This window comes from Caldanaerobacter sp. (genome assembly GCF_049701115.1).
Classification (GTDB): Bacteria; Bacillota; Thermoanaerobacteria; order Thermoanaerobacterales; family Thermoanaerobacteraceae; genus Thermoanaerobacter.
The window spans coordinates 32,698-54,258 of sequence record NZ_JBNATX010000004.1; the positions used below are offsets into that span (position 1 = coordinate 32,698).

General features: G+C 36.7%; 22 protein-coding genes, 1 pseudogene and 2 riboswitches. Of the genes and pseudogenes, 5 read left to right on the plus strand and 18 right to left on the minus strand.

The genetic code is table 11. The features are described from left to right. Window positions 1-4: 4 nt before the first annotated feature. The 15 genes from cobU to ACPLVE_RS02950 all read right to left on the minus strand — a co-directional run bounded on the left by cobU (window position 5) and on the right by ACPLVE_RS02950 (window position 14,532). Complete coding sequence (cobU, locus tag ACPLVE_RS02880; protein ID WP_424609670.1) at window positions 5-556, minus strand: bifunctional adenosylcobinamide kinase/adenosylcobinamide-phosphate guanylyltransferase; 552 nt, start codon at window positions 554-556, stop codon at window positions 5-7. Further along, a complete protein-coding gene (cobD, locus tag ACPLVE_RS02885; RefSeq protein ID WP_424609671.1) occupies window positions 556-1,641 on the minus strand; it encodes a threonine-phosphate decarboxylase CobD in 1,086 nt (361 codons plus the stop codon). The genes cobU and cobD overlap by 1 nt, the downstream gene beginning before the upstream one ends. A 14-nt stretch (window positions 1,642-1,655) precedes the next feature. Beyond that, the gene (locus ACPLVE_RS02890; protein WP_424609672.1) at window positions 1,656-2,384 is read right to left on the minus strand and encodes an AIR synthase related protein; all 729 of its coding nucleotides are present in this window, start codon (window positions 2,382-2,384) and stop codon (window positions 1,656-1,658) included. Further along, window positions 2,381-2,869 (minus strand): ECF transporter S component, encoded by a 489-nt coding sequence (locus ACPLVE_RS02895; protein WP_424609673.1) that lies wholly within the window; start codon window positions 2,867-2,869, stop codon window positions 2,381-2,383. Before ACPLVE_RS02895 ends, ACPLVE_RS02890 begins: the two co-directional genes overlap by 4 nt. Window positions 2,870-2,883: 14 nt before the next feature. Further along, window positions 2,884-3,834 (minus strand): adenosylcobinamide-phosphate synthase CbiB, encoded by a 951-nt coding sequence (gene cbiB / locus ACPLVE_RS02900; protein WP_424609674.1) that lies wholly within the window; start codon window positions 3,832-3,834, stop codon window positions 2,884-2,886. Next, on the minus strand, window positions 3,831-5,357 hold the full coding sequence (locus ACPLVE_RS02905; RefSeq protein WP_424609676.1) for a cobyric acid synthase: 1,527 nt from the start codon (window positions 5,355-5,357) through the stop codon (window positions 3,831-3,833). The genes cbiB and ACPLVE_RS02905 overlap by 4 nt, the downstream gene beginning before the upstream one ends. 1 nt (window position 5,358) lies before the next feature. After that, window positions 5,359-6,717, minus strand: a complete 1,359-nt coding sequence (locus ACPLVE_RS02910; RefSeq protein WP_424609678.1) for a cobyrinate a,c-diamide synthase — start codon at window positions 6,715-6,717, stop codon at window positions 5,359-5,361. Then, window positions 6,710-7,510: an ABC transporter ATP-binding protein gene (locus ACPLVE_RS02915; protein WP_424609680.1), complete on the minus strand. Its 801-nt coding sequence runs from the start codon at window positions 7,508-7,510 to the stop codon at window positions 6,710-6,712. The genes ACPLVE_RS02910 and ACPLVE_RS02915 overlap by 8 nt, the downstream gene beginning before the upstream one ends. 4 nt (window positions 7,511-7,514) lie before the next feature. Further along, on the minus strand, window positions 7,515-8,507 hold the full coding sequence (locus ACPLVE_RS02920; RefSeq protein WP_424609681.1) for a FecCD family ABC transporter permease: 993 nt from the start codon (window positions 8,505-8,507) through the stop codon (window positions 7,515-7,517). Between the two features lies 1 nt (window position 8,508). Next, window positions 8,509-9,453, minus strand: coding sequence for an ABC transporter substrate-binding protein (locus ACPLVE_RS02925; protein ID WP_424609683.1), 945 nt, complete (start codon window positions 9,451-9,453; stop codon window positions 8,509-8,511). A 118-nt stretch (window positions 9,454-9,571) separates the two neighbouring features. Continuing rightward, window positions 9,572-9,765, minus strand: a riboswitch (cobalamin riboswitch). A gap of 49 nt (window positions 9,766-9,814) precedes the next feature. Beyond that, window positions 9,815-10,345, minus strand: coding sequence for a cob(I)yrinic acid a,c-diamide adenosyltransferase (gene cobO / locus ACPLVE_RS02930; protein WP_424609685.1), 531 nt, complete (start codon window positions 10,343-10,345; stop codon window positions 9,815-9,817). 101 nt (window positions 10,346-10,446) lie between these two features. After that, window positions 10,447-10,640, minus strand: a riboswitch (cobalamin riboswitch). Between the two features lie 64 nt (window positions 10,641-10,704). Further along, window positions 10,705-11,145, minus strand: coding sequence for a hypothetical protein (locus ACPLVE_RS02935; RefSeq protein ID WP_424609687.1), 441 nt, complete (start codon window positions 11,143-11,145; stop codon window positions 10,705-10,707). After that, window positions 11,142-12,440, minus strand: coding sequence for a hypothetical protein (locus ACPLVE_RS02940; RefSeq protein WP_424609689.1), 1,299 nt, complete (start codon window positions 12,438-12,440; stop codon window positions 11,142-11,144). The genes ACPLVE_RS02935 and ACPLVE_RS02940 overlap by 4 nt, the downstream gene beginning before the upstream one ends. Then, window positions 12,424-13,569 (minus strand): DUF58 domain-containing protein, encoded by a 1,146-nt coding sequence (locus ACPLVE_RS02945; protein ID WP_424609691.1) that lies wholly within the window; start codon window positions 13,567-13,569, stop codon window positions 12,424-12,426. Before ACPLVE_RS02945 ends, ACPLVE_RS02940 begins: the two co-directional genes overlap by 17 nt. 18 nt (window positions 13,570-13,587) lie before the next feature. After that, window positions 13,588-14,532, minus strand: a complete 945-nt coding sequence (locus tag ACPLVE_RS02950) for an AAA family ATPase (protein WP_424609733.1) — start codon at window positions 14,530-14,532, stop codon at window positions 13,588-13,590. A 145-nt stretch (window positions 14,533-14,677) separates the two neighbouring features. On the opposite strand from ACPLVE_RS02950, the gene ACPLVE_RS02955 reads away from it, so the two are divergent. The 5 genes from ACPLVE_RS02955 to ACPLVE_RS02975 are packed head-to-tail and all read left to right on the plus strand — an operon-like array spanning window position 14,678 to window position 18,459. Further along, window positions 14,678-15,094 (plus strand): Fur family transcriptional regulator, encoded by a 417-nt coding sequence (locus tag ACPLVE_RS02955; RefSeq protein ID WP_424609735.1) that lies wholly within the window; start codon window positions 14,678-14,680, stop codon window positions 15,092-15,094. A 19-nt stretch (window positions 15,095-15,113) separates the two neighbouring features. Then, window positions 15,114-15,992 carry a metal ABC transporter substrate-binding protein gene (locus ACPLVE_RS02960; protein WP_424609693.1) on the plus strand — a complete coding sequence of 293 codons (879 nt, stop codon included), beginning with the start codon at window positions 15,114-15,116 and terminating at the stop codon, window positions 15,990-15,992. A 19-nt stretch (window positions 15,993-16,011) separates the two neighbouring features. Further along, the gene (locus tag ACPLVE_RS02965; protein WP_424609694.1) at window positions 16,012-16,893 is read left to right on the plus strand and encodes a metal ABC transporter solute-binding protein, Zn/Mn family; all 882 of its coding nucleotides are present in this window, start codon (window positions 16,012-16,014) and stop codon (window positions 16,891-16,893) included. 7 nt (window positions 16,894-16,900) lie between these two features. After that, entirely contained in the window at window positions 16,901-17,665 is a 765-nt protein-coding gene (locus tag ACPLVE_RS02970) for a metal ABC transporter ATP-binding protein (protein WP_424609695.1), read from the plus strand. Between the two features lie 2 nt (window positions 17,666-17,667). Further along, the gene (locus ACPLVE_RS02975) at window positions 17,668-18,459 is read left to right on the plus strand and encodes a metal ABC transporter permease (protein WP_424609696.1); all 792 of its coding nucleotides are present in this window, start codon (window positions 17,668-17,670) and stop codon (window positions 18,457-18,459) included. A 23-nt stretch (window positions 18,460-18,482) separates the two neighbouring features. On the opposite strand, the gene ACPLVE_RS02980 is transcribed toward ACPLVE_RS02975, so the two are convergent. From ACPLVE_RS02980 to ACPLVE_RS02990, 3 genes and pseudogenes are all read right to left on the minus strand, one after another. After that, a complete protein-coding gene (locus ACPLVE_RS02980) occupies window positions 18,483-18,935 on the minus strand; it encodes a VOC family protein (RefSeq protein WP_424609698.1) in 453 nt (150 codons plus the stop codon). 40 nt (window positions 18,936-18,975) lie between these two features. After that, window positions 18,976-20,115, minus strand: a pseudogene (locus ACPLVE_RS02985) (cellulase family glycosylhydrolase); the annotation flags it as partial. A gap of 83 nt (window positions 20,116-20,198) precedes the next feature. Then, entirely contained in the window at window positions 20,199-21,539 is a 1,341-nt protein-coding gene (locus ACPLVE_RS02990) for a GH1 family beta-glucosidase (RefSeq protein ID WP_424609700.1), read from the minus strand. Window positions 21,540-21,561 lie beyond the last annotated feature (22 nt).

Consider the following 21,561-nt stretch of genomic DNA (forward strand, 5'->3'; position numbering starts at 1 on the left):
AGAATTACCCCTTTATTTTGACAGGAATGCCTGATACCATGAAGTAAACCTCTTTTGCAGCTTCTGCCACTTTCTTATTCATTCTACCCGCAATGTCTCTGAAGATTCTACCAAGCCTGTATTCCGGAACTAGCCCCATTCCAACCTCATTTGTCACGATTATAATCCCTAATCCATCTCTTGAAAGAGTTAGCACTTTATCTACCTCTTCTCCTATTCTCTTTTCTACCTTATCGAATTCTTCTAAGGAAAAATCTTCCCACGTGAGGTCTACTTCCATTAAGAGATTGCTTATCATAACTGTCAGGCAATCAATTAAAACAACTTTCTTGCCCCTTTTTAAAATCTCTCTATCAAGGTCTTTATAGGTTTCTACTGTCTCCCATGAGGAGGGTCTTCTTTCCCTGTGCCTTTTTATCCTTTCTTTCATTTCATCATCTACTGGAAGAGATGTGGCTATATATAAAACATCCCCTTTCCCCTTTTCATAAGCCAATTTTTCTGCAAATTCACTTTTTCCTGACCTGGCACCGCCTGTTACCATAGTAAGGTTCATCAGACTACAACCCTTTCCGCTTCTTTAGTAAAACCTTTATCATAAAGTCTTTTTAAGGATTCAACTAAGCGAAGATTTTCTTCCCTTTTCTTTACCGCAACCCTGAAAAACTTCTTATCAAGATATCTGAAATTAGAAGCATCTCTTATAAGAATGCCCTCTTTTAAAAGCTTGCCCTTCACCTCATCCACATTGCCATCCCTTAATTTCAGGAGAATAAAGTTTACTTTTGTGTCAAATGCCACTAAATAATCTATAGACCTCAATTCAAAAAGCATGCGTTCTATTTCTTCATTCACATATTCTCTGGTTTTTTCTATATATTCCTTGTCTTTAAAGAGCAATCTGCCAACTGCTTCTGCAAAAGCATTCACTGTCCATGGTTCTTTGTATTCCTCTAACTTTTGTATTAAAGAAGGAGCTCCAATCCCGTATCCAAGCCTTACTCCAGGCATACCAAAAAATTTTGTCACAGCCCTTACAATAAAAAGCTTGTTGTGTTTTTTAACAAGAGGAAGAGCCTCATATTTTTTGTAGTCTTTCATAAATTCTATAAAGGCCTCATCTATCAAAACAGGAATGTCCATCAGCTCTGCCTTTTTAAGCAATATCCCTATTTCTTCCCTTATAATCCCCTGTCCCGTAGGATTGTTGGGATTTCCTAATATCAAACCGTCAGCCTCTTCTATTTTTGAAAGAACCTTCGCAAAATTTACCCTAAACCCCTCTTCTTCTTCCAATTTAAGATACACAGGTTCTCCTCCATTTAGCTTTACCGCCCTCTCATACTCCAAAAAGGAGGGAGAGGGAATAAGGGGCCTTTTCAGCTTAAAAGCCCTTACAAAGAGATGTATAAGCTCTGCCGCCCCATTCCCAACAATTATATTTTCTTTATCGTATCCTACATATTCAGCTATAGACTCTTTGAGGTTTCTGTACTTTACATCTGGATATTTTGATAAATCTACCTCTTTTATAACTTGCCAGATCCAGCTTGGAGGCCCCAAAGGATTTATATTTGAGCTAAAATCTATAACTTCTCTTTGATAGTCATATATATTTCCTCCATGCTCATAGGGCTTCATTTTCTCACCTTCTTTCATTCAATAATACCCATATGGGTAAAGGGTTTGTCTGTAATGTTTTTTATAAGATCTAAATCTTCCTCTTCATAAACCACAAGACAACAGGTAGAAGGACCCGCAGATTTAAAGAGGTCAATTTTTATCCCGTTATCTTTTTTTATTCTAAACCCGTATATTTCTTCCAAAACTCCAAGTTCATAGGCTATCCCCTTGGACCCAACAGGTACCGCTTCCACTATTTCTTTTGCTTTTGAAACCTTTATATAATCCTTTAAAGTCATTATGTCCTCTGCCCCTAAGACTTCATTTCCAACCCTTGGATATCCTATAAGGGCTATGTGCATTCCTCTTTTTGCTTTTCTTATCTTCAAGTCTTCTTTCTTTGCCCTCCCCACAGCTGTAATTCCTATCCCTGTCATCGAAGTAGGAAAGTTCTCTTCTGTACTGCCTGTCAAAATCACATTAAGGCCATTTTCTTCAAGCTCTTTTTTTATGCCCTTTAAAATCTTCTCGCCTGTTGGGTACATCTCAACAGAAAGAGTATCAGATATAACAAGTGGTACTGCTCCGACAGACAACAACTCCGAAAGAGCGACTTTTAATGTAGACCTCCCAACAATCTCTTCATCAACTTTTAAAACATCGTGTTTTTTATTTCCTATAGCACCAAGGCTATCACAGGATACTACAAAAGCCGTGTCTTTCTCATAAATTATCACTAAATCCCTGTACCTTTCTATCAACTTTCATTCCCCTTCTTTGAGAGTATTTTATATATCAGTGCTGCAAGAGATATATTAATGAAAGAAGCAACTGTCAGTGGAATCACCCATGTCACAAAAAATCCCCATCCAAACATCGGAACGAAAAGAAGTGTAGCTACAGGTCCATTTAAAAGGGTCGTTAAAACTACTGCCACATAGACGTTAAACATATTGTAGAAAACTCTAAAAAGATATGCCCATAAAGCCATCTGCAATGCTATATAAAAGTGATTCAAAATTCCCAGTGGAAACCCAGAAGTAACAGCCGTTAAAAGATGTCCTAAAGCAATTACAATGGCTCCATAAAAGCTTCCTAAATATAAAGCTGCAAAATATCCAGGCATTGAATCAAAAGCAACTGTATTAAAAACTTTAATCAAGGCTCCTACAGCTGACAAAGCTATTAACATGGCAACTAAAGTGAGGGTTTTTACATTTTTTAAAGACACCTCTTTTTCCTTCATCCAAATCTCTCCTTTTAAATCAATTTTTTAAAGAAAATTTCGAATAGATAAAATACTATTAGCCCTATGAAAGAGGTCATATACATTATCTTTACGCTGGAATTTATGTGCTTTAGAGACAACTCCTCTTTTTTGTCTCCCAATTTGGGTTTTATAACAGGCTTTCCAAAATAGTAATTTAATCCTCCTAGCTCTACACCTAATGCTCCTGCCAAAGCAGCTTCCCCATGAGCACTATTAGGGCTTTCATGCTTTAATCTGTCTCTTATAAAAATTTTGAAACTGTTTTTGTAGTCATAGCCAAGTAAAAAAGAAGAAATTACGATTAAAAGACCAGTTATCCTCGCAGGTATAAAATTTAGAAGGTCATCTAATTTGGCGGAAGCAAAGCCCAAATCTTTATATTTTTCATTTTTATATCCTACCATAGAATCCAAGGTACTTGCAGCTTTATAAAACATTGCAAGAGGAGCTCCTCCTAAAAAGGCATAAAACATTGGAGCTATTATCCCATCCGAGATATTTTCTGAAACTGTCTCCAAAACCCCCCTTATTATGTCTTTATCCTCTAAATTTTCTGTGTCTCTGCTAACTATCAAAGCGAGATTTTCTCTAGCGGCTTTGAGGTCTTTCTTTTTCAAAGGGGTATATACGCTGTAGGCTGCCCTTGCCAGGTCTTTTGTCGCAAGAGTCGTGTATATAAAAGCTACTTCAATTAGATATGCAAAATAATGGTTTATAAAACCAGCTAAATATATAGAAATATATGTCACGGCATAAGCTAAAGTCGTAGTAAAAAAGCACATGAAAAATCCTGCAAGTTTTAGGGCCTTTGGATTTTTAGCATATTTTCTTATTATTCTTTCTTCTTTTGATATAAGAGAACCTATAAGCCTTACGGGATGGGGATAGCCTTCAGGGTCTCCAAAAATCAAATCAAGCAAATACGCCAGAAAAACTTTCATTTCTCTCTATACCTCTCCATGATGTCGTATATTTTCTTAATATCAAGGGAATTCCTTACAACTTCTGCAAGATAGTCAAACTGCTTCTCTCTAAATTCTCTGTAGTCTGAAATCTCATCAATGGGCAAAAGCCCCTTTTCCTTCCTCACAATATTTATAAACTCCTTAGCAAAAGCTCTGTTTTCAAATATACCGTGAAGATATGTGCCAAAAACTTTCCCATCCTCGCTCACTGCACCATCCAATTCTTTCACCTTTTCTTTGTTCCTTAAAATGATATCAGAAAAATGCTTATTCTCTCCCAGAATACGGCTTTTCCCCATGTGTATCTCATAACCCGTAACAGAAAGTCCTCTTAAAGGCGAGAGAATATCAGGAAGGTCCTCTTTTATAAGAGCCATAGTATCTGATGTAATCTTCTCTTTTTCGATTACTGTTTCTACATCAAGAAGTCCCAAACCTTCAATTTCTTCTATTTCTCCTTCTACGTGATATGGATCTTTTATAACTTTACCAAGCATCTGAAAACCGCCACATATACCAACTATGAATTTCCCTTTTTCCCTTAAGTTTAAAATTTCTTTATCTAAACCATAATCCTTTAAAACCTTTAAATCTCCCAAAGTGTTTTTGGTTCCCGGTATTATCAAGACATCCGGATTTTTTAACTTCTCACCCTTATCAACATATCTTAGTCTGACTCCATTAATTTTTAAAAGAGGATCAAAATCAGTAAAATTAGATATATGAGGAAGCCTAAGTACAGCTATATCAATTTCCCCTTCTCCTTTTCCATGTGAAAAGCTTTCTGTTACACTGTCTTCTTCATCAATTTTTACGTCTATATAAGGTATTACCCCCAGTACCTCTTTCTGTGTTATATTTTCAAGCATTTTAAGACCCGGCTTTAATATTTCTACGTCTCCTCTGAATTTGTTTATTATAACTCCTTCTATGCGGTTTCTTTCTCTTTCTTCAAGAAGAAAAAGTGTACCGGCGATCGCAGCAAATACTCCTCCTTTATCTATATCCCCTACAAGAAGTACAGGAGCATTCACAAGCTCTGCCAAACCCATGTTGACAATGTCTTTCTCCTTTAGATTTATCTCTGCAGGACTTCCTGCTCCTTCTATGACCACCACATCATTTCTTTCGGCAAGAAAATCAAAGTCTTCTTTTATGAGTTTTAAAAGTTTAGGTCTGAACTTAAAGTATTCTTCCGCACTCATGTTTTCGTAAACTCTTCCTCTTAAGACAACCTGGCTTTTCTTGTCAGAACTCGGCTTTAGAAGTATTGGATTCATGTGATAGGAAGGCTTTATTCCTGCCGCTTCTGCCTGAACAGCCTGAGCTCTTCCTATCTCCAGCCCTTCTTCCGTAATATAGGAGTTCAAAGCCATATTTTGAGATTTAAAAGGCGCAACCTTAAGGCCATCCTGCTTAAAAATTCTGCACAAAGCAGTAACAATAAGGCTTTTACCCACCGATGAGGCAGTACCTTGTATCATAATCTTTAGTGCCATTTTATTTCCTCCTATAAGACAAACACTTATCTAAGAACCTCTTTACCCCTTCTTTGTATGTGTATAAGTTTATGTGAACAAAGCTTGCGAGGGTATTTTTGTACACAAATCCACACTCCCATTTTTCTTCTCTACCCGGTTTACTAACAGCATAAGAGGGGTTTTGTGGAAAACCTTCTATTTGAGAATAGTGAAACTCATGGCCCTTTATTTTTTCGCCTTTTTTAAAAAGTACATTATCCATAATAACTTCTGTTTCCACATATCCAAACCTCTGCAATTTTTTTGTCATAACTACTTCAAAGTCGTAAACTCCCACCATACTGTACATATTTCCCTCTAAATCCCTTATACCTTTTGAAAGATACATGAGTCCTCCGCATTCTGCATAAACAGGCATTCCTTTTTCAACCGCTTCTTTTATCTCTCTTAACATTTTCTTGTTTTCACTGAGTTTTTTTGCAAAAACTTCTGGAAATCCACCTCCAATGTAAAGTCCCTCAGTTCCTTCTGGAAGTCTTTCATCATCAAGAGGGCTGAAAGGAATAAGATGTGCCCCCATTTCCTCTAAGGTTTCAAGACTTTCTTTGTAGTAAAAGTTAAAAGCCTCGTCATAAGCATAAGCTATTTTTACCTTTTTCTCTTTCAGGACTCTATCTTCCCTCTCAATAAAATCAGGCAGCTTAACTGTCAAATTCATCAATTTTTCCACATCAATGCAATTTTCAATATAGCCATATAATTTTTCCAATTTTTTATCCAAATTTTCTGTCTCATAGACAGGTAAAAGCCCTAAATGCCTTTCAGGAAGCTCAAGTTCCACATCTTTAGGAAGATAACCAAAAACTTCAATATTCAAATCCCTCTCTATAACCTCTTTTAAGAGGGTGTAGTGTCTTTCACTTCCAACTTTATTCAGAATAACTCCTCTTATGTCTACATCTTTATCGTAATAGATATATCCCATTATTAAAGCCGAGACACTAGCTGCCATAGAAGAAGCATCTACCACGAGCACAACAGGCACATTTACAAGCTTTGCTATGTGGGCACTGCTTCCTCTTGATGTTGTATCTATCCCGTCGTAAAGTCCCATTACTCCTTCTATTATCGAAATATCAGCACGTAATGCATTTTTATAAAACAAATTTTTGAGATTTTCTTCTCCCAGCATGTAAAGGTCGAGATTTACTGAAAAATTGCCCGTAACATACCTATGGTAAGCGGTGTCTATATAGTCAGGTCCGACTTTAAAAGGCTGTACTTTATATTTTTGCGAAAGCAGCCCCATAATCCCCAGGCTTAAAGTAGTTTTTCCTGCTCCTGAATGAGTCCCAGCTATCATAAAGGCTCTACACAACTTTTAGTTTCTCCTTTCCGTTAAGAGAAGGTATGATATAAGGGGTTCTGGTAAAAGGATCTTCAAATATTTGTACATCTATTGAAAATGCCAGTTTTATATTCTCAAAGGTAACCACTTCCCTAGGCTCTCCTCGCGCCATTATAGTTCCTTCCCTCATGATAATAATCTCATCGCAAAACTGAGAAGCCAGATTTACATCGTGCAAAACAGATATAACAAGTATGCCTTTTAAGCTTAATTCTTTAGCAATTGACAAAACTTCTATCTGGTACTTTATGTCAAGATGGGAGACCGGTTCATCCATTAGCAAAATTTTGGGCCTCTGCGCTAAAGCTCTCGCTATATACACTCTCTGCCTTTCTCCTCCGGAAAGCTCCCTTACTGGCTTATCTTTGAACTGCCACGTGTTTGTCATTTCCATCGCTTCTCTCACAATTTCTTTGTCTTCTTTTCCTTCTGACTGAAATCTTCTAAGGTAGGGGATTCTCCCCATCATCACTATGTCATAACATGTAAACTCAAAATCGTATATTATATCCTGCGGCACATATCCTATAAGCTTTGCCCTTTCCTTCACACTCAAGCTCCTTACATCTTTCCCAAATATCAAAATACTCCCTTTTTCAGGCTTAAGATATCCTGAAATATTTCTTAAAAGAGTGGTCTTCCCGCTCCCATTCGCTCCTATTATCCCTATCATTTCGCTTTTGTCCACTTTTAAATTTATCCCTTTTAATACCCGCTTCTGCCCATAAGAGAAGTAGAGGTCTTTCACTTTTAAAATAGACATAATATCACATTCCTTCATTTTTTTGTTTGCTCCTCACAAGAAGGTACAGGAAAAAAGGTCCTCCAAAAGTCGCCGTAATTATCCCTATTGGCATCTCTACAGGCTTTAAAATCACTCTCGCCAAAAGGTCTGCAAAGGTTAGAAAAGAAGCGCCAAAAAGAGCACTAAAGGGAACCAGAAATCTGTTGTCAGGTCCTACAATCAGCCTTGAAATATGTGGAACTATAAGTCCTACAAAGCCTATGATTCCTCCAACAGAGACACAAGAAGCTGTCACCAATGACCCCAAGATAAGTATAATTTTCTTGACAAGCTCCGCATTTACACCTAAATGCTCTGCAGATTCTTCCCCTGTTAAAATGGCATTTACATCCCTTGAAAATGCATACATCACAAAAGAACCTATGAGTATTAAAGGCGAAGAGTAGATAACCTGTGGCCAGCTCACAAGGCCAAAACCCCCCATAGTCCAGAAGACAATCCGTGAAAACTGGTCATGGTTTAAAAGCATAAGCAATGAGATTATGGCAGACATAAAAGCGCTTATAGCAATTCCAGCTAAAAGCATTGTGGTCATGGAAAGCTTAGTACCTGTTCTTGACACAGTGTATACAAAAAACACTGTCAAAAGGGCCGTTATGAAAGCCATAGAGCTTAAGCCAAATATGCCTAAACCCATTATTATGGCAATTGTAGCTCCAAAAGCTGCACCCGAGGATATACCCAAAACATAAGGGTCTGCCATGGGATTTCTCAAAAGCCCCTGGAAAAAAGCTCCCACAACAGATAGTCCCATGCCCACAATAGCTGATTCTATCACTCTTGGAAGCCTTAATGTAAGTATAATGCGCCTGTTGACTTCATCCCCTTTTCCCAAAAGCACATTTAGTATTTCCTGCAGGGGGATTTTAACCGCCCCTGCAGAAATTGAAAGAGCCATTATAAAAAGAAGGAGTAAAAACGCTATTGCGAAGTAAAAACCTCTCTTAGCCTTCACTTTATTTAAATGCCTCCGGATGTAAGAATTTTGCTACTTCTTCAAGTCCTAATACAATCCTATTTGTTCCTCTTACAATTATGTCGTCATTGGATACAACAAATACCTTGTCATTTTTCACGGCATTTGTGTCTTTGTATCCAGCCATATTCTTAAGGTCCTTCACATCTCCAGCATGAGGTGATGTTATTATGACATCAGGGTTTTTCTTCACCAGCTCTTCAATGCTGTACTGAGCCCATCCGTTCACATCGGATGCCACATTTTCTCCACCTGCGAGGTTTATAATCTCGTCAATAAATGTGCCTTTTCCTGCAGTCCAGTTGCCATCAAGAGAGACCAGGTAAAATACTTTTACTTTTGGAAGGTCTTTTACCTTATCGCTTATCTCTTTTATTTTACTCTTCATATCATTTATGACTTCTTCTGCCTTCTTTTCATTCCCCGTTATTTTCCCAAGAAGTTCTATCGACTGATATATCTGATCAAAATTCTGGGCATCCAACACCACAACAGGTATCCCCATCTTCTCCAAAGATTCCATCTGCTCTTTCCCTGATAATCTGGAAGCAAATATTATATCAGGCTTTTGAGCCGTTATAGCCTCTATGTTGGGCCCTTTAAAGCCTCCCACTTTGGGTATGTCCTTCACTTCTTCAGGATAATTATCAAAATCAGTAACTCCCACTACTTTGCTCCCAGCCCCTATCGCAAACAGAAGCTCTGTGACTGAAGGCACCAAAGATACAATTCTCTCTGGTTGCTTTTCAATCGTCACTTCTCTGCCAAGAAAGTCTGTAACCTTAAGTGGAAACTGGGTCTTTACCTCTTCGGCCTGTTTTGGTGTTTCCTGGGGCTTTGTAGCATTTTGAGTAGAACAAGCAGCAAGAGAAAATGCCAAAGCGAATATTATAAACAACGCAACTATACTTCTAAACTTTCTCATAAACGCCCTCCTATCTAAGTTTTCATTTTGTTTTATTAAAAAAGGTCTACCCCTTACGGAGGTAGACCTTTTTCCCACAAAAACACATAAAGGCCGTTCAACCTTCCCTCCGAAGGCGAACTTCTAAAACCTTATGGCAGGTCTCCTGGCTCAGGATTCATCCTCCACCCTGCCTTCCCATCCGGCACTCAGTTGAGGGCCGGACAGTGGCTTAATAGGGCTTCGTCCTCCTTCACAGTAGCGGGGGCTGCGCGGGATTCTCACCCGTCTTCCCTTTTAACCCATCACGGGACCATAAGGCTTTTTTATTCGGTTTTAGTAATTTTATTTTAACTCTTGTTTTCAAATAAGTCAATCGAACTCAAATTTCTATTCCAATCCTTGCAGGAACACCTTTTCTGTAATAATGCTTTATCTCCTTCATTTCTGTCACAAGATCTGCCTTATCTATGATTTCTTGAGGAGCACTTCTTCCTGTTAAAATCAGTTCCACACTTTCCGGCTTTTCATCTATCAACCTTACTATATCCTCTACACTTAAAAGCCCAGAATGAATGGCTGCCATCGCTTCATCTACAATCACAATGTCGTATTTCCCACTTTTTAATACGCTAAGAAGTTCTTCATATTCTTCTCTAACCTTGCTCTTCAGTTCCTTAAGTTCTTCTTCTGTCATCTCCCATGTAAATTTCTTGGATTCCGCAAGTCTTTTTATTTCAAAATTAGGCTTTAAAAGTTCTGCCGATTTTAACTCTCCTGTAGCCATCCCTTTTAAAAACTGAAACATTATAACTTTCATACCCCTTCCAACTGCCCTGAAAGCAAGTCCCAAAGCTGCAGTAGTCTTCCCCTTGCCGTCCCCAGTGTATACCTGTACATATCCTTTTTTCATTGAAAAAACTCCCTTCAAAGATATTTTAAAAAGGTCTTCCCTTCAGAGGAAGACCTTTTTAAACAAAACTCCAAAAAGGTTCAACCTTCCCTCCGAAGGCGAACTTCTAAAACCTTATGGCAGGTCTCCTGGCTCAGGATTCATCCTCCACCCTGCCTTCCCATCCGGCACTCAGTTGAGGGCCGGACAGTGGCTTAATAGGGCTTCGTCCTCCTTCACAGTAGCGGGGGCTGCGCGGGATTCTCACCCGTCTTCCCTTTTAACCCATCACAGGACCATAAGGCTTTAATATTCAATTTCACACTTTTATTTTAAACCTTTTCAGCTTTTTAGTCAACCAGAATCTTCTCTTGCTCTATTTATGGTCCTGTTCCCCATCCTTCCATTATATAAGTATTCCCTTCTTTTTTGACCCTAACAAACCAGAATTTCTTTTCCATCCATCCATTTTCCTTAATAACTCCATTTCCAGCCATCCAGTCGCTATTTGATATAGAAGGCTTTACAGAAAAAGAAACTGTAAAGTAAATTCCATTAGGGCTCTCTTCTTTTATGTCAATGCGGTCAATTCTAAAATCTTTCAGCCTCTCCTCTATTGGAACAGTATTTTCCATATAATGCTTAAAATATTTTTCTAAGAGAGCCCTCACTATTTCTTCCGATTTAACGTTGCCTTCTACAGTTATAGAGGGCTTATACACTTTTTTCTCTGTAGTATTAGAATTTTTATCACAGGCTGCAAACACCAGAAGGGATAAAAACATTCCTATTATTAACAAAAAGAAAATTTTTCTTCTCACAATTTCATCACCTTTCCAATTTCTTTTATAAATTCCTCCACTTCTTCCCTTTTAGGATAGTATTTCCCATACCTTACCTTTTCATAAAGTCGACTTACCCTTTCCATTGGTTCCCTTATATTTTCAAAAGAAGATGTGATTTTGTCACATATGTCTTTTACAGAATAATTCCCTCTTTCTAAAATCTTCTTTTGATAAAGATGAAGCAAAAGTCTTTTGTAATAGTACCTTACCTTTTCTCTGCTATCAGTGTAAATCTTTATCCTATCCACTGCCCTTAAAATTTTATTCCTTATTTCCTTAAAACTCCTGACAAAATCTATATCCTTGAGATTTATATCTATCCTCTTTTCTTCATCAAAATCCCTTTCCTTCTTTTCTATTTCGATTTTGCCCATTGTCTTTATTATAAAAGCGATAAGCAAAACTATTATAGCAACAGCGATTAAAAATGCCATAAAATTTAATAAATTAGAAAGCCATACATAATCTTGAGAAATATCTTCTTTTAAGAAATTTTCTGGGTTTTGACCCTGAGCATAAAAATGTTCCATCGCCTTTCTAAAAAACTCTTTATCAAAAGGAATTAGCTTAAAAATTTTAGAAAATAGCCAAAACATTCCATAAGCAAGGTACGTAGCTAATAAAACAAATAAATTTTCTATTAGCAAATATATTTTATAAATAATATAAGCAACATTTGGCAGAGAAAAAGCAAAAGTAGCAATAAGCATTAATGCAAAACCCATCCATTCATAGGGAGAAATCTTAGCTTCGATGCCGTGATATTTTAAATTTTTTACTTCAAATAGAAGAAAAATGCTTAAAATAATATACAAAATTGAACACTTTTGGATTGCAGAAATTAAATGCGGAGGGAGAAAATAAGCAAATAAATTTAGAAAAAACAAGTACAACAAATTTCTATAAAATTTCCCTAGATTTATTATATCTTCAGCCATTAAGCTTTTTATTTTTACTCCTCTGTACCACAAAAACAAAAACACTATAAAATTTGCCACAAGTTGATAGTAATTTTCACTGATTTTTGCACTCACAAAAAAGCTTAGAAAAATACCTAAAGACAGATTAAACAACTTGTAAAACATTAAATTCCGGATTTCCAGTAAATTAACAAAAGCCGTTGCAAAAGAAAGCACAAAAAAAGCAATAAAAGGGACTGCTTTCTCTTGAATTAACAGACCATTTAGTACCGTGAAAACTAAAAATACGATTAAACCTTCCAAAATCGTTGCAAATATTTTAACAAATTTATCCCTATCCCACCACTTCAATTTCTTTCCCCTCTTCGTTGTAGTAAAAGACTTTCACATTTGAAAAAACTTTTTCAATCCCTTTCAAATCCATACACAAAATCATTACCTCCCTATCACTAAAAAACTTCCCTGCCAAAGCCAGTAACTCTTCATCGACAAAAGGCGTAACAATCAAAAGGTCTGTCCCCCATGGAAGGACTTTAGAAATGTATGATATTATATCCTCTTTGGAATATTTTTTTAAAAAGGACATACCTGCAAAAATCTCTAAAAGTCTTGAAATCTGCCCCTCTCCTGCTGATGGTTCAATATAGGTATAGTCTCCATCTACAAGACATATTGCATTTGTAGAAAGCCCTACAGGTATTCCCTCTTGTATGAGATTGACAGACAAAGTAGCAGCAACTTCTATCGCCTTTTCAAATTTCTCTACTTCATCCGTACGCAATATATACCTGTGAAAATCTACGTTAAAAAGAATGAGTATTTTCTTATCTGCAGTATAGTCATACTTATTGACTTTAAGTTTTTGGGTCTTTGCTGTTGCCTTCCAATTTATACTTTTAAAACTGTCAGAATTGGTATAATCCCTAATCCCACTTATTATGACAGGGTCCTCTATTATCCACCTTTTAACAAACAAGTCTCCATAAACAGAATTAGCAATGACTTTAAAATTCTTTAAATCAATGAGTCTGGGATACACAACAAGTCTTGCAGGCGCCATAAACTCTTTCTCATATTCCTGCGAACCAAATAAATCTGTAGAAAATGCCCTTATTCCATCAAAAAGATTGTATATACCCCTTTTTGATGCCACTAATTCAAATTTCCTCGTTATCTTTTGAAAAGGAAACAAGGAATAAACAGTGTAATGCAGGTATTTCACCTTATCATGCTTTTCTACCAATTGAGACCTCTTCATTTCCAGTTCTACCGGTAACTTCTGTTGCAACTTGAGATAAGTCACCGGAAAAAATTTTTTGTTGTACACAATCAATTTTAATACCGTCGTATCTCCAGGAAAAACAGTGTTTTTTTCGAATTTTCTTTCAATCATCAAGTTCTTAAATATATTCTCTTTGTAAAGTTTTGCTTGTAAAACTAATAAAACAGCTACTATGAGTATAAACCAAAGAGCGCTCATATTAAAACCACCTGTAATTTATTTTTCAAGAGGCACGGGAATTTCTTCTAAAATCTTTTTTACAATATCTTCACCCCTCATATCCTTTAACCTGCCAGCACCCTTTAAGATGATTCTGTGAGACAAAACGAAAGGCGCTATATATCTCACATCGTCTGGCGTCACAAAGTCACGACCTTTCACATAAGCGTAAGCTTGACTAGATTTATAAAGAAACAGAGTAGCTCTGGGACTCGCACCCAATTCCACTTCTTCCATGTTGCGCGTTTTTTCCACAATGTTTAATATATACTCCAGCACGTCTTCATCCACATAGACTCCTTTATATTCTTCTTGCATCTTTAAAATTTCATCTCTTGTGCACACAGGAGCTAGATCTTCTAGAGGATTGCTTTTGTCAAAAACCTCAATTATCTTTCTTTCTTCTTCTCTGCCTGGATAACCCATCTTTAATTTCATCAAAAACCTGTCTATCTGAGCTTCAGGAAGAGGAAAAGTGCCGTAGCTTTCTATAGGATTTTGAGTAGCTATAACAAAAAAAGGGCTATCAAGTTTATATGTTACACCATCTACTGTCACCTGTCTTTCTTCCATGCACTCTAAAAGGCTGGACTGAGTCCTAGGGGTTGCCCTGTTTATCTCATCCGCCAGCAAAATATTTGTAAAGATAGGGCCTTTTTTAAACTCAAAATCTCCTATCTTCTGATTAAAAACATTTATTCCCGTCAAATCCCCAGGCAAAAGATCGGGTGTAAACTGCACTCTCTTAAAATCGCAATCTATCGACTTCGCCAAAGCCTTAGCTAAACTGGTCTTTCCCACCCCCGGTACGTCTTCTAAAAGGACATGACCCGAAGCAATCAAAGCGGTAAGCATGAGGTCTATTACTTCACTCTTCCCTATTATGACTTTCTCTATATTTCTTCTTATCCTTTCTATAACTTCTGACTGTTCCAATTCCATCACCTTTTAAAATTTTTTGTCTCTCTCTATTATAGAAAACATTTACTAAAATTTCAATAAGAATCTAGATATTGACATCGCCTTTTAATCGTAATATAATCTTAATTAGGAAAACTTTCTTATTTAATAAAAGGTTGTGGTTAAAGTGCAGAAAGAGGAAGCTTTAAGAAAATTAAAAGCGCATAACTACAAGCTTACGCCTCAGAGAGAATTAATACTTGACATAATGCTTTCCAACCAGGGCTATTTGTCTGTAAAAGATGTATACGAAAAAGTAAGAAAGGTTTTCCCGCAGGTTAGCATTGACACTGTGTATAGGACTTTGAGCCTTTTAAAGAGCTTGAATATTTTAAATGAGGCGGTAATTGGAAATAATATTATGTACGTGGTAAAAAAACATCTCCACAACCACACAATGAGATGTCTAAAATGCGGCAGAGTATTTGAAATGGATATATGTCCCCTTGAGCTTTTGGTAGACCAAATAAAAGATTTTGAAGTAGTAGACCACAAAATAGAAATCATAGGATACTGCAAAGAATGCAGATCAAATCCTAATTAGAAACGGAGGCTTGCAAATCATGAAAAAAACAATAGTAATTCTAATTTTGACTGCGATGCTTTTTGCTCTGACTTCTTGCAGCACCGCTGATAACTCCTCCAAACCACTTGTATACGCTTCTTTCTATCCAATATACGACCTTACCTCAAAAATAGCTGGAGATAAATTAGAGATAAAAACCATAATCCCGCCGGGTGTGGAACCTCACGACTGGGAACCCTCTACTAAAGACGTAGCAAATATGACAAAAGCAAAAGTCATTCTTTACTTGGGCTTAGGAATGGACTCCTGGATACAAAAAATTAAAGCAAACGCACCAAATGTAGATTTTTACGAGGTATCTAAAGGAGTTACTCCCATATTAGAAGGTGGACAGCCAAACCCCCATATATGGCTTTCTCCAAAAGAAGCTTTAATAATGGCAAAAAATATAAACGATTCTTTGAAACAAAGCTTTCCTCAATATAGCAACTATTTTGATAAAAATTATGAGACATTAAAAAATCAGCTTGAGAAATTGAATCAAGAGTATTCTCACGACCTTTCAAACACAAAACATAAAACCTTTATAGTATACCACAGTGCTTTTGATTACTTAGCGCGGGATTACGGTTTAAAACAAGAAGCACTCGTTGGAATAGATGAAGAAGCAGAAGTAAGCCCTGCAAGGATGGCCAAAGTTATAAACATAATAAAAAATGAAAACATAAAGTACATCTTCACCGAGCCGCTTTCATCCCCTAAACCCATGCAGACCATAGCCAAAGAAACAAATACAAAAATACTTCCATTAAATCCGATTGAAGGGCTCACAAAAGTAGAAGAAAAAGAAGGAAAAGATTACTTAAAATTAATGGAAGAAAATTTAGAAAATCTTAAAAAAGCGTTAAATACTTGAAAAGGGAGGTCCAAAATTTATGAAAAAGGTCTTAGCGATTTTAATTGCAATATCGCTTGTACTTGCACTGGTTTCATGTTCTACAAGACAAAGTGAAACTTCTAAACCTTTAGTGTACGCCTCTTTCTATCCAATATATGACCTTACCTCTAAAATAGCAGGAGATAAACTCGAAGTTAAAAACATAATACCTTTCAATGAAAGCCCTCATGGATGGGAACCCAGCGCTAAAGAAATGACAGAAATAGCAAAAGCAAAAGCTGTAATTTACTTAGGAATGACAATGGAAGACCCTTGGATCAACAAAGTAAAGGAATCAGCTCCAAACACAAAATTTTTTGAGGTGTCAAAAGGAGTTGACCCTATAAGGAAGGGCAACGCAATAAATCCGCATCCATGGCTTTCACCGAAAGAAGCTTTAATACTTATAAAAAATATAAAGGATGCACTTGTGGAGGTTGATCCAGCTAACAGAAGTTATTATGAAAAGAATTATGAGAATTTGCGAGCACAATTGGAAGAACTTGATAAACAGTACAGAGAAGAGCTATCGAAGACAAGATTAAAGACCATAGTGCTTTTCCACAGCGCTTTTGCATATGTGGCAAGGGATTATGGACTAAAGCAAGAACCATTGGTGGGAATGAGTGATGAAGCAGAGCCAAGCCCCGCTAGGATAAGTGAACTGGTTGACTTGATCAAAAAAGAAGGTATAAAATATGTCTTTGTAGAAGGAATGGCTCCTGCAAAACCAATGGAAACTATAGCTAAAGAAAGTGGAGCACAGATAATGAGAATAAGCACAATAGGCACTTTGAGCAAGGAAGATATGGAGAGAAAAGCAGACTTCATATCTCTTATGAAGGAAAATCTTGAAAAACTAAAAAAAGCATTGGAGTAGATGAAAAATGAGTTATATTGAAGTCAAAAATGTCAATTTTTCTTATGATGGAAGACAAGTTCTTAAAAATATCTCTTTAAAAATTGAAAAGGGAGAATTTGTAGGTATTATCGGCCCCAACGGATCAGGAAAAAGCACCCTAGTAAAAGTAATGGTAGGTAATCTCGCTCCGTCATCCGGGGAAGTACTTTATGAAGGAGTAAACCTTCAGAACATAAAAGACAAATCCTTCATAAGTTATCTTCCCCAGCGTTCTTCTTCCTTTAATTCCTCTTTTCCTGCAAGTGTAGAAGAAGTGGTATCAATGGGGCTTTACGCAAAAAAAGGCCTTTTTAAAAAGCTTTCTAAAGAAGACTGGGAAAAAGTATATGAAGCCTTAAAAGTAGTAGACATGTATGATTTCAGAAAGCGCTTGATAGGAAGGCTTTCTGGAGGACAGCTTCAAAGGGTGTTTATAGCAAGGTCTATAGTATCAGACCCACAAATACTTTTCCTGGATGAACCCACTACAGGAATCGATGCGAAATCCGAAAAAGCCCTCTATGAACTTTTAGAAAGGTTAAATAAAGAAAGAAATTTAACTATAATAATGGTGACTCATGATATAATGGCAATTACAGATAAAGCCCATAGAATAATATGCATGACTGACGGAAAAATCAATGAGAAGTGCGAAGCCATAGATATAGAAAAACCTGATTTTGCTGCAATACTTTATGAATATCCCGTTAAAACTATAAAGCACTATCACAATAACAATGGGAGTGTATAAAAATGTTAGATATTTTTTCTTATGAATTTATGAGAAGAGCCTTTATAGCAGGAGCTATAATAGCGGTAATAGCACCCCTGGTAGGCAATTTTTTAGTGTTAAGAAGACTTTCCCAAATGGGACATGCTTTGTCCCACGTAGCCTTAGCAGGAGTAGCAGCAGGAATATTAGCAGGCATTGATCCTACTATAGGGTCAATCGCAATAGTAGTTTTAGCTGCATTTGGAATAGAAGAATTGAGAAAAACTTATTTTCAATACTCAGAACTTTCAATTGCCATAATAGTATCAGCAGGAATGGCAGTTGCAATAATCCTTTTAAACTTTGCAAGAGGTGGAGCAGTTAATGTAATGAATTATCTTTTCGGCAGTATTGTTTCTGTCACACGAACAGATGTAATACTTATTTCCACTTTGGGGCTTCTGGTAATCCTAATTGTGAGTCTTTTCTACAAGGAACTGTTGTACATCACCTTTGACGAAGAAGCAGCAACAATCTCAGGTTTACCTGTCTCAGCTATAAACTTTCTTTTTACAATTTTAGTCGCCCTTACCGTAGCACTAGCGATGAGGATAGTGGGTGCACTCTTGGTATCAAGCCTAATGGTTACGCCTTCTGCAGCTAGTCTAAAAATAGCTCAAAGCTTTAAACAAGCTATATTTTACTCTATTGTCTTCTCCTTTATATCAGTATTTGTCGGAATTATACTCTCTTTTTACTTTGATTTATCACCAGGCGGAACAATAATACTCATCTCCCTTGCTATAATGGGAATAACATCGTTAAAAAAATAAAAGGTGGAGCATAGCGCTCCACTTTAATAATTTTCTAAAAGTTCAATCATGACTTTCAATGCTCTTAAAGTATCTATATAAGCGTATCTTCCCCCTTCAAAATCCCCTTTTTGAATTACTTCCATGCCTTTTCTATAAAGTTCTTCTATTTTTCTGTCCATGTCTTTTACACCGAAAGCTATGTGATGAATTCCCTCCCCATTTTTATCGAGAAACTCTCTCCAAGTGCTCGAATTTTCATCAGGCTCTATCAATTCCAGTTGTAATGGCCCCAGCTCAAAAAATCCAAGTTTGGCTCTTGCTTTTGTAGGTCTTCCATTAAATTTGGTATGGGCTTTGCTGTAATCATCTGTCCAAAACCACTGGGGCTTTTCTACCCCAAAAAATTCTGCGTAATTTTGCAAAGCTTCTTCAATATCCCTCACTACAATACCTATTTGCACTGTATTCCGCATATCTAGAATATTTTTGCTCATTTTAGTCACCTCTTCAGTTTTATAGTTTTTGATAAAGTTACTTTCTTCTTGCCTCACGAGAAATAGGTTTATAGGGAATTCCTTTTATTCTTGCTCTTACATATTCTCCTGAAAGACTCAATTGGTTTACAGCCCATGCTTTACCATCACCAGGATTTAAATCGGTAGTAGGCAGAAAAGCTGCTGATACTTCATTTTTATTAGCTAATGACCAGTTTACCCAGCTTATATTATTGGCATTTAAAAATTCAAGCCATTCATCAGCCTCATTCAAATATGGTCCCCCATCTCCACTTGCTTCACTAGTACCCCATTCTGTAACAAATACTGCGAGCCCATTTTGTACTGCTTTTTCTATATTTTTAGCAATATATCCTTTTCCACCGTTTTCCCATACACGTGCAGTCCCAGCATAAAAATGAGCACTGTACATTATATTTTTATCATCTATGGGGTTATCTAATGCTAAATCAGGTCTAATACTCCATTGGGGAGTGCCAACAATTATTATATTTTCATTTCCCATCTCTCTTAACATTTTTATAATTGGCTCTGCATAGTTTTTAACTTTTTTCCATCCCTCAACATCATTTGTCACTCCTGGAGAGGTTGGATTGGGCTCATTTGCTAATTCATAAATTATATGAAGTTCATTTGGATATTTCTCAGCTATTTCCTTGAAGAAATCTTTTGCGCCACTGTATATGTCTGCATTTGGATCTCCGGGATTCAAAACATGCCAGTCAACTATTACATACATATCATTTTTAATGGCTAAATCTATTCCTTCTATAACCTTATCTTTAACACGAGGATTCGTAGCATAACCACCTTCACCAATGTACATAGCAAGCCTTATTACATTTGATTTCCAATCATTTGATAAAGCCTTGAAGGCATTATCATTTATTATCTGAGGAAACCACTGCAATCCGTGTGTACTCATTCCTCTTAACTGTATTGGATTGCCATACTGGTCCCCCAATATTTTCCTTCCATCTTTTTCTATAATCTTAAGCCTGCCCGCTACTGAAGGTTTTTTTACTAAAGCATTCCCGATTAAATGCGGAAATTTTCCTCTCTCATAACAGCTAAAAGTTAAAGAAGTATCTTTTAAAATTAAATACATGATTATAATGATTATCACAAGCACACCAGTAGAAGCATACCATTTATTCATAGTCTCATCTCACCCCATTTAAGGGTATTTGCTTAGAAATAAAGAGGCAGAACAATTTATACCCTGCCTCATAGATGCTGTATTCATTCGATTGCACCTTTTTCTATTACCCCTTTGTACCAAAATGCACTATCTTTTAATATTCTCTTTTGTGTTTCATAATCCACATAAACTATTCCAAATCTCTTTGAATATCCATGTGCCCATTCAAAATTATCTAACAAAGACCATACAAAGTATCCTTTTAAATTACCGCCTTCTTCTATGAACCTCGCTATTGCCTTTAGATGTTCTTTTATGTATTCTATTCTTTCATAATCATGCACTCGTCCATCCTCTGTTAATTCATCTTTAAATGCTGCTCCATTCTCTGTTATATATATGGGCAGTTTCGCATATTCCCTATCTAGCCTTTTCAGAAGGTCGTACAAAGACTCTGGGCTTATCTCCCATCCCATCTCCGTCCTCTTACCTGGACCCGGTACATTTTCTGCTTTTAGCATGGAATCTTCGTTGTATTTTACAATACTTCTTGTATAATAATTGACTCCAAGAAAATCTATCGGAACACTTATAGTCTCTAAATCTCCTTCTTTTATAAAGTCAAATTCTCCAATTATTTTACTATATAATTCCATCATATCTTCTGGATAATTTCCTTTGAATATTGGATCTAAAAACCATCTGTTAGCAAATCCGTCAGCATATTGGGCAGCTAATTTGTCTTCTTCTTTTTCACTTGCAGGATATGCGGGTGTCAGATTTAACGTTATACCTATTTGCGCCCCTTTCAGATTCATGTCCCTAAATACTTTTACGGCCTCTCCGTGAGAAAGCAATATATGATGAGCTGCTATCAAGGCCTCTCTCCAATCCTTATGGCCTGGTGCATGCTCCCCTATCCCATAGCTTAATATTGATGAACACCAAGGCTCGTTATGGGTTATCCATAAAGGTATTACATCCCCTAATTCCTCAAAAAGCTTTGATGCATATTCTACATACCATTTCACACTCTCTCTATTTAGCCATCCTCCCTTCTTTTCATACGCCCATTGAGGCAAATCCCAGTGATAAATTGTCGCTACCGGCATTATATCTCTTTTTAAAAGCTCATCTACCAGTCGCTTGTAAAAATCCATCCCTTTTGGATTATACTTTCCCTCTTCAGGGAAAATTCTTGGCCATGCTATGGAAAATCTATAGGCTTTAACTCCTATTTCTTTCATTATCTCTACGTCTTCTTTATATCTGTGGTAATGATCACAAGCTACATCTCCTGTATGACCTTGATATGTTTTCCCTTCTGTCTTGGAAAATGTATCCCATATAGAAGGAGTTCTTCCATCTTCATTTACTGCTCCTTCTATTTGGTATGATGACGTAGCTACTCCCCAAGTAAAATCTTTTGGAAATTTTACCAATTCTATCACTCCTATTCTTTAA